Origin of the sequence: Novosphingobium sp., assembly GCF_019748365.1 — a bacterium.
GTDB lineage: Bacteria > Pseudomonadota > Alphaproteobacteria > Sphingomonadales > Sphingomonadaceae > Novosphingobium.
In genome coordinates this window covers 1-4,626 of the sequence record NZ_JAIEPN010000204.1, presented here as the reverse complement: position 1 = coordinate 4,626, position 4,626 = coordinate 1, and the positions used below count along the sequence as shown (strand labels likewise).

Below are 4,626 nucleotides of genomic sequence, written 5' to 3'. Positions count from 1 at the left end.
CCCCAGCCAGCAGGTTGAATCAGAAACAGCGGCGCTTGGGAATCCCTCGCGATTCAATCAATCTGAAAACGAGTCTAGCGTGTCTCGTCGGACCAGCACTTCGCGGTCAGGCTTCGGAGTTCACGCCATGGATAAAGACAGGATCGCCGGTTCGATCGAGCAGGCCAAGGGCATCATCAAGGAAGGCGTCGGCAAGGCCACCGGCAATACGAAACTGGTTGTCGAGGGAGAAACCGACCAGGTTCTCGGCAAAGTCCAAAAGGCAGCCGGCCGCCTGAAGGATGCCGCGCGCGACGCGGTGAAGAAATAGCCCGACCATCCTTAGGCAAAGCCCAGTTCCTCGGTCTTGATCCCGAGAGGGGAGACACCCCGTGTCGTTTCCTGTCTGCAGTCGGACCCACCGGCAGCAGATAGGGAACGGCAAAACCACGGCAAGTTGCACGCACTTACGCACTCCAGCGCTGCGCATAGGCCGCTGAAACATCTGTGGTTGAAGCAAGTGCTTTGGCTGTCAGGTCCGAGTGAGGGGCGCTGAGTCGCGTTCCGCGATCGCCATCAGAACCTGAGCTGTCAGTCGATCCATCAGCGCAATGTCCGCTTCCTGATGAAAGCAGCGAAGGAGCCGTAGCTTGAACAACTAGCTACCTAGGAAGCTACCTAGTCGAAGTTGAAGGGACGCCGTCGTGCAATTCTATTCGCACAAATATCTGATATCGTTATTAAAAATGGTGAGCCCTGCTGGGTTCGAACCAGCGACCTACTGATTAAAAGTCAGTTGCTCTACCGACTGAGCTAAGGGCCCGCATGCAGACGGTGCGGGCCCGCCCTACGGACCGGGGCGGGCCGGGTCAAGCGGGCGTGGAGGTGGCGGATGGTGCAGGTGCTTGGCGGATCGCGCCAATCCGGGGCAACCTTGGCGGCGGGGGTGAGGACGAAGGTGCGGGTCCGGAAGCGGGGATGGGGAATGGTGAGCCGCTCGCTGTTCCAGGTCCCGCCGCTCCACAGGATCACGTCGAGATCGAGCGTGCGCGCACCCCAGCGCTGGCCGCGGCGGATGCGTCCGAAGCGGGTTTCGAGGGACTGCAGCAGGGCGAGCAATGCGATGGGATCGAGCGGCGTGGCGATCCGCGCGGCGGCGTTGGCATAGCGGCGGCGCGAAGGGCCGACGGGGGCACTGGCAATGATGGGGGACGCGGCCTCGATGACAAGACCCTCCCCCGCCATCGCGGCGAGCGCGGCGCGCAGGACCTGCGGCGGCGGGCCGTGGCGCGGGTGGCGCTGGTTTGAGCCGAGCGCGATCAGGTAGTGGTGGCTGGCAAGCACCACCTTTGCCCGATCCTAACGTCCGTTCATGTCGAGCGAAGTCGAGACACTTGCGCGCGGTGTCTCGACTTCGCTCGACACGAACGGAACCGGGGTGTGAAACACGAGGTCAGATATCTTCGGCAAGGCGGGTGTAGAGCTGCGGGCGGCGATCGCGGAAGAAGCCCATGCCGGCGCGGTGGCGGGCGGCCTCGCCCAGATCGAGCGTGGCGATGAGGACGCCGGCTTCCTCGGCGCCGTACTCCGCGACGAAATCGCCCCACTGATCAGCAATGAAGCTGTTGCCATAGAAGCGCTGCGGCGGCGTGCCTTGCACACTCTCGCTGCCGATGCGGTTGGCGGCGACGACCGGCATGCAGTTCGACACCGCATGGCCGACCATCGCGCGGCGCCAGACGCGGCTGGTATCGAGGCCCGGATCGTAGGGCTCGCTGCCGATCGCGGTGGGGTAGAACAGCACTTCAGCGCCCATCAGCGCCATGGCGCGCGCGCATTCGGGGTACCATTGATCCCAGCACACGCCGACGCCGATGCGGGCGCCGAAGACATCCCACACCTTGAAGCCGGTGTTGCCGGGGCGGAAATAGTACTTCTCCTCATAGCCCGGACCATCCGGGATATGGCTCTTGCGATAGGTGCCCATGATCTCGCCATCCGGGCCGATCATCGCGAGCGTGTTGTAGTAGTGGTGCCCCTCGCGCTCGAAAAAGCTGGTCGGGATGGCGATCCCGAGGCCCTTGGCGAGCGCCTGCATGGCCTTGACCGAAGGGTCCTCCGCCAGCGGATGCGCGAGGGCGAACAGCGCCTCGTCCTCCACCGTGCAGAAATAGGGGCCGGCGAAAAGCTCTGGCGGAAGGACGACCTGAGCGCCCTGCCTTGCCGCCGCTTCGACCAGCGCGCCGACGGCAGCGATATTGGTCTCGGGCTCGGGTGCGCCAAGCGCGAGCTGGAGGGCGGCGACGGTGAGCTGGGTCATGGGCGGGGAGGTGGTGGTTCCGGGGGGGATTGTCAAAGGGGATGCGCTGGCAGGCACATCAGACCCTCGTCATTCCCGCGCAGGCGGGAATCCAGGGGGCGAACGCGAGGCTGGCTGCTCTGGATTCCCGCCTTCGCGGGAATGACGAAGGGGTAAGAGTGGGCAGACGCCGCTTCAGGGCCGCTTCGCAAACAGCAGCGTCATGCGGTCGCTTTCGCCGATGGCTTCGTACTTGGCGCGGTCCTTGTCCTTCAGGGTGAGGACGGGGGGCAGCGTCCAGACGCCATCGGGCCAGTTGGCGCTATCCTTGGGATTGGCGTTGATCTCGCTCTTGGCGACCAGCTTGAATCCGTGGGCTTCGATAAGTGCGATGACATCGGCCTCGCGCATGTAGCCCATGGTGCCGAGCGTGTAGGACACGGGCGCATCGGCCTTGGCGCGGTGTTCCTCGATGCCGAGGAGGCCATCGTCCTTGAGCAGGGCGCGGATCGCTGCGAGATCGTTGTAGAGGAAATTGTCGGGCCACATGTTGTGGACTTCGCGCATGATCATCACGCGGTCGACCGTGCCCTTGCGCTCGGCCGGGACGGCATCGAGCGTGAAGGCGGGGATGCGCTCTGCCGGAACGCCGGTCCAGCCGGCGGCCCTGCCCGGGAAGGAGCCGGGAAAGGCGGTGAGGCGCGGCTTCATTTCCTCGGTCGCGGTGGCAGTGCCGGCGGTGATGCCGATGTACTGGCCCTTGTCGCCCAGATAGGGGACGAGGATGCGCGTGTACCAGCCGCTGGAGGGCATGTAGTCCGCCACGGTCATGCCCGGCTTGATGCGGAAGAAGGCGAGCGTTTCAGCGGGGTGGCGGAAGGCATCGCGCACGCGGTCCTTGTCGCGCCGGGGATCGGCGAGGACTGCGGCCATGGCAGGATCGGCAGTGGTGGCGGCAGGGCCTTCAGGCGCCGCGTGCACCACGGCGGGAATGGACGCTGCGGCAGCGAGCAGGAGGGCGGAGAAAAGGGCAGCTTTGCGCATGAGGTAACTCCGGGGGCGATTCGAGCGAAGGGGCAGCCTAAGCGGGCAGGAGGCGATGACAACCGGGTCATTCGTTCCTATCTCACCGGACATGACATCGGGGGCATTGCCTCCGGAAGCAAGGAACAAGTGAATGGCGCAGGCAATCATGGCGGGCGGGTGCTTCTGGTGCACCGAAGCGGTGTTTCGCGACGTGACGGGCGTGATCGACGTGGAAAGCGGCTATATCGGCGGCAGCGTGCCCGATCCGACCTACAAGCAGGTGTGCAGCGGGACGACGGGGCACGCCGAGGCGATCCGTGTGACCTATGATCCGGCGCTGCTGTCGCTCGACGATCTGCTCGACATCCATTTCGCGACGCACGATCCGACGACCTTGAACCGGCAGGGCAATGACGTGGGCACGCAGTACCGTTCGGCGCTGTTCCCCGCCGATGACGAGCAGCGCGGGGCCATGGAAGCGGCGATCGCGCGGGCCGCTGCCGCCAATCCGAAGCCGGTGGTGACGACGATCGAAGGCCCGGCGACGTGGTATCCGGCGGAGGACTACCATCAGGAGTATTGGCAGGGCGAAGGCCAGCGCAATCCCTATTGCCTCGCGGTGATCCCGCCCAAGTTGCAGAAGCTGCGCAAGAGCTTTGCGGCCAAGGTGAAGGCGTAAGAGCCAGCGCTACCGCCACATAAATAGGGACAGTCCCTATTTATGTGGCTGAAAAATATACTATTTTAGGACCATTCTGAGCATCGAAAAATAGGGACTGTCCCTATTTTTCCCACATGGCGGCGAAGAAGCCGTCGATGCCGCCATGTTCGGCGAGCATGCCCGGATCGCTGCGCAGCCAGCCTTCGGGTGTGGGCGTGAGGCCGGCGGGCAGTTGATCGGCCGTGATGGGGACAGGGCCAAGCGCCTTGACCCATGCCGCCTGCGCTTCGCCTTCTCCCGGCTCCAGCGAGCAGACCGCATAGACGAGGCGGCCATCGGCGCGGATGGCGCCCGAGGCGCGTTCGAGCAGCGCGCGCTGGAGGTCTTCAAGGCCGGACTGATCGATCAGGCGGTGGAGCACATCCGGGTGGCGGCGGCAGGTGCCGGTGGCGCTGCAGGGCGCATCGATCAGAACAGCGTCGAAAAGATCGGCCGGCGGGCGCCACTGCATGGCATCGGCGGCGATGACATCGACCGCGAGGCCGACGCGCGCGACGTTCTCACGCAGGCGATCGAGGCGGCGGGCGGACTTGTCGAGCGCGGTGACCTGCCAGCCGGCGGCGGCAAGCTGCATCGTCTTGCCGCCGGGCGCGGCGCAGAG

The 4,626-nt window shown here is 65.1% G+C and carries 6 protein-coding genes and 1 tRNA gene; 2 read left to right on the top strand and 5 right to left on the bottom strand.

Features of this window, described 5'->3' with window-relative positions:
• Positions 1-310, top strand: a 310-nt coding sequence (locus K5Q19_RS21680; RefSeq protein ID WP_292949569.1) for a CsbD family protein, incomplete at its 5' end; no start/stop codon positions are given.
• A gap of 416 nt (positions 311-726) precedes the next feature.
• On the opposite strand, the gene K5Q19_RS21675 is transcribed toward K5Q19_RS21680, so the two are convergent.
• The 4 genes from K5Q19_RS21675 to K5Q19_RS21660 form a co-directional block, all read right to left on the bottom strand.
• Positions 727-802, bottom strand: a tRNA-Lys gene (locus tag K5Q19_RS21675).
• Positions 793-1,326 carry a 2-amino-4-hydroxy-6-hydroxymethyldihydropteridine diphosphokinase gene (gene folK, locus K5Q19_RS21670; RefSeq protein WP_292949567.1) on the bottom strand — a complete coding sequence of 178 codons (534 nt, stop codon included), beginning with the start codon at positions 1,324-1,326 and terminating at the stop codon, positions 793-795. Before folK ends, K5Q19_RS21675 begins: the two co-directional genes overlap by 10 nt.
• A 106-nt stretch (positions 1,327-1,432) precedes the next feature.
• On the bottom strand, positions 1,433-2,299 hold the full coding sequence (aguB, locus tag K5Q19_RS21665; RefSeq protein WP_292949565.1) for an N-carbamoylputrescine amidase: 867 nt from the start codon (positions 2,297-2,299) through the stop codon (positions 1,433-1,435).
• 174 nt (positions 2,300-2,473) lie between these two features.
• The gene (locus K5Q19_RS21660) at positions 2,474-3,322 is read right to left on the bottom strand and encodes a methyltransferase (protein ID WP_292949562.1); all 849 of its coding nucleotides are present in this window, start codon (positions 3,320-3,322) and stop codon (positions 2,474-2,476) included.
• A 133-nt stretch (positions 3,323-3,455) separates the two neighbouring features.
• Here K5Q19_RS21660 and msrA point away from each other — a divergent pair, with 133 nt between their 5' ends.
• Positions 3,456-3,983, top strand: coding sequence for a peptide-methionine (S)-S-oxide reductase MsrA (gene msrA, locus K5Q19_RS21655; RefSeq protein WP_292949559.1), 528 nt, complete (start codon positions 3,456-3,458; stop codon positions 3,981-3,983).
• A gap of 103 nt (positions 3,984-4,086) precedes the next feature.
• Here msrA and K5Q19_RS21650 read toward each other — a convergent pair.
• Positions 4,087-4,626, bottom strand: a 540-nt coding sequence (locus K5Q19_RS21650; RefSeq protein WP_292949556.1) for a methyltransferase domain-containing protein, incomplete at its 5' end; no start/stop codon positions are given.

Excerpts from the sequence above, each read along its gene's own strand:
- aguB (WP_292949565.1), bottom strand. The coding sequence starts at position 2,299 with ATGACCCAGCTCACCGTCGCCGCCCTCCAGCTCGCGCTTGGCGCACCC.
- K5Q19_RS21660 (WP_292949562.1), bottom strand. The coding sequence starts at position 3,322 with ATGCGCAAAGCTGCCCTTTTCTCCGCCCTCCTGCTCGCTGCCGCAGCG.
- msrA (WP_292949559.1), top strand. The coding sequence starts at position 3,456 with ATGGCGCAGGCAATCATGGCGGGCGGGTGCTTCTGGTGCACCGAAGCG.